This is a genomic window from uncultured Planktosalinus sp., assembly GCF_963973675.1.
Classification (GTDB): domain Bacteria; phylum Bacteroidota; class Bacteroidia; order Flavobacteriales; family Flavobacteriaceae; genus Planktosalinus.
In genome coordinates, this window is the sequence record NZ_CAXBAN010000289.1 from 1 (window position 1) to 3,411 (window position 3,411).

Annotated in this window: 2 protein-coding genes and 1 pseudogene; 2 read left to right on the top strand and 1 reads right to left on the bottom strand. The window is 35.4% G+C overall.

All coding sequences use genetic code 11. The features are described 5' to 3' along the window. Positions 1 to 1,423: pseudogene (locus tag AACY61_RS10665) on the top strand (DNA-directed RNA polymerase subunit beta'); the annotation flags it as partial. A 52-nt stretch (positions 1,424 to 1,475) separates the two neighbouring features. Beyond that, positions 1,476 to 1,793 carry a DUF3467 domain-containing protein gene (locus AACY61_RS10670; protein ID WP_339611565.1) on the top strand — a complete coding sequence of 106 codons (318 nt, stop codon included), beginning with the start codon at positions 1,476 to 1,478 and terminating at the stop codon, positions 1,791 to 1,793. A 48-nt stretch (positions 1,794 to 1,841) separates the two neighbouring features. On the opposite strand, the gene AACY61_RS10675 is transcribed toward AACY61_RS10670, so the two are convergent. After that, on the bottom strand, positions 1,842 to 3,411 hold a 1,570-nt coding region (locus AACY61_RS10675; RefSeq protein WP_339611566.1), incomplete at its 5' end, for a peptide chain release factor 3.

Here is a 3,411-nt window from a genome sequence, read left to right on the forward strand (position 1 = left end):
ATTGATAGCCAAATTCAATGGTATTGCTGAAATTGATGAGCTCATAACCGTAAAAGGTGAAAATTCTGAAGGAGATGCAGTAGACATTGTAATATCAAGAACATCTGAGTTAAAACTCGTTGATGAAAAAACAGGAATAACCCTAAGTACAAACAACATCCCTTATGGTTCACACATATCTATTAAGAGTGGTGAAAAAGTATCAAAAGGTGATGTGATTTGTAAATGGGATCCCTACAACGGAGTAATAATTTCAGAATTTACTGGAAAAATTGCCTATGAAGACATTGAACAGGGAATTTCTTATCAAGTAGAAATTGATGAGCAAACAGGATTCCAGGAAAAAGTTATTTCTGAATCAAGAAATAAAAAGTTGATACCAACTCTATTGATTCAGGATAATAAAGGAAATACGATTCGTTCCTATAACCTTCCTGTTGGAGCTCACATTATGGTTGATGACGGTGAAAAGATTAAAACGGGTAAAGTTTTGGTGAAAATTCCACGACGTTCTGCAAAAGCAGGTGATATTACAGGTGGTCTTCCTAGACTAACAGAATTATTTGAAGCCAGAAACCCTTCAAACCCTGCAGTTGTTAGTGAGATTGACGGAGTAGTTTCGTTTGGAAAAATCAAAAGAGGTAATAGAGAAATCATCATCGAGTCTAAACTTGGTGAGGTGAAAAAGTATCTTGTTAAATTAACCAACCAGATTCTCGTTCAGGAAAACGATTATGTGAAAGCTGGTATGCCTCTTTCTGACGGTTCAGTAACACCCGAGGATATCTTACGCATCAAAGGGCCTTCAGCTGTTCAGCAATATTTAGTAAATGAGGTGCAGGAGGTGTACCGCTTGCAAGGTGTGAAAATCAATGATAAACACTTTGAAGTAGTTGTGAGACAAATGATGAGAAAGGTGAAAATTGATGATCCGGGAGATACTATTTTCTTGGAAGATCAATTGGCCCATAAAAACGATTTCATCATTGAAAACGATAAAATCTTCGGAATGAAAGTTGTTGATGATCCGGGCGAAAGTGAATCCATGAAAGCCGGTCAAATCATTTCAGCGAGAGATTTAAGAGATGAAAACTCAAACCTGAAACGTTCAGATAAGAACCTTGTTGTAGCTCGTGATGCAGTAGCCGCTACCGCAACACCCATACTCCAAGGTATTACAAGAGCTTCGCTTCAAACAAAATCATTTATCTCTGCAGCATCCTTCCAGGAAACTACGAAAGTGTTAAATGAAGCAGCTGTTAGTGGAAAAATTGATGAGCTTGAAGGACTTAAAGAAAATGTAATTGTAGGTCACAAAATACCTGCAGGTACCGGTCTAAGAAATTACGATCATATCTTAGTAGGTTCAAAAGAAGAACTTAGAGAGATGACTGAAGAAAAACAAGAAGTAAATTATAACTAAAATATTCCCGCAGAAGCGGGAATATTTTTTTCTCATTAATACATTTTAAAACATGGCAGATAATCAAGATAAAAAAAAACAAGGTCAGATTAATATTGAGCTTGACGAAAATATAGCTCAGGGAATTTATAGTAATCTGGCGATTATAAACCATTCACAGTCAGAGTTTGTGGTAGATTTTGTAAATATAATGCCGGGTGCTCCAAAGAGCAAGGTAAAGTCAAGAATTATATTGACCCCACAACATGCAAAAAGGTTTTTAAAAGCTTTGAATGATAATATCAAACGTTTTGAAAAAACCCATGGTGAAATCAAAGACTTTGAACAACCACAAATTCCTTTGAATTTTGGACCTACCGGTGAAGCTTAAATTTAATTAAAAAGCCCTCAATTTTGAGGGCTTTTTTAATTTTATAACTTAATTAAACTCACTTACGAAATGAAGTTTTACTTTTGGGAATTTTTGTTGAGTCATTTGAAGTGTAAATTGTGAATCGGCAAAAAATACAAGTTGATTTTTTTTATCTTTTGCAAGAAACTTGTTTTTTACTCTTAAGAATTCTTTAAATTCTTCACTTTTAATATCTTCAGGTTCTACCCAGCAAGCTTTATAGACATTGAGGTTTTCATAACTACATTTTGCTCCATATTCATGTTCAAGCCTGTATTGAATCACTTCAAATTGAAGTGCTCCAACAGTACCTATAACTTTTCGTCCATTCATTTCTAAAGTAAACAGTTGAGCAACACCTTCATCCATCAATTGGTCAATACCTTTTTCAAGTTGCTTTGATTTCATGGGATCTGCATTGTTTATATACCTGAAATATTCTGGTGAAAAACTTGGAATTCCTCTGTAATTCATTTGTTCACCTTCAGTGAGAGTATCACCGATTTTAAAGTTACCGGTGTCATGCAACCCCACAATATCCCCGGGATAAGAGGTGTCCACAATTTCTTTTTTTTCAGCGAAAAAGGCATTAGGACTGGAAAATTTCATTTTTTTGTTGTTGCGAACGTGTAAATAGGATTTGTTTCGTTCAAATACCCCTGAAACTATTTTAACAAAAGCCAACCTGTCTCTGTGTTTTGGATCCATATTAGCATGAATTTTAAATACAAAACCACTAAATTCTTTTTCATCAGGATTGACTAAGCGGGTGTCGCTTTCTTTTGGTCTTGGGGTGGGAGCTATAGCTATAAAACAATCTAAGAGTTCACGAACTCCAAAATTGTTTAAGGCCGAGCCAAAAAATACAGGTTGTAAATTTCCTTTAAGATAAGATTCTCTGTCAAAATCTGGGTAAACCCCTTGTAAGAGTTCAAGTTCATCTCGTAAAATAGTTGCTGATTTTCCTCCAATTAATTGATCCAATTCATTGGATTTTAAATTGGAAATTTCAATGGTATCTTCAATGTCCTTTTTTGGGTCACCTGTAAACAGATTTACATTTTTTTCCCAAATATTATAAATACCTTTAAAGTCATAACCCATCCCAATTGGAAAACTAAGTGGAGTTACAGTGAGCCCCAATTTTTGTTCTATTTCATCCAATAACTCAAAGGCATCTTTACCTTCTCTGTCCAGTTTATTGATAAAGACAATCATAGGGATTTTACGCATTCTACAAACTTCTACAAGCTTTTCAGTTTGTTCTTCTACACCTTTTGCTACGTCAATTACTACAATCACACTGTCAACAGCAGTGAGTGTCCTAAAAGTGTCTTCAGCAAAATCTTTGTGACCGGGTGTGTCGAGTATATTAATTTTTATGTTTTGGTATTCAAAAGCCAAAACTGAAGTAGCAACTGAAATCCCACGTTGTCGTTCAATTTCCATAAAGTCACTGGTAGCGCCCTTTTTAACCTTGTTAGACTTTACGGCACCGGCTTCTTGGATGGCACCACCAAATAAAAGTAATTTTTCAGTTAAGGTTGTTTTTCCGGCATCAGGATGTGAAATGATTCCAAAAGTTCTGCGTCTGCCA

What these genes read in the sequence shown, in the direction of transcription:
- AACY61_RS10670 (WP_339611565.1), top strand. Translation starts at nt 1,476, where the DNA reads ATGGCAGATAATCAAGATAAAAAAAAACAAGGTCAGATTAATATTGAG.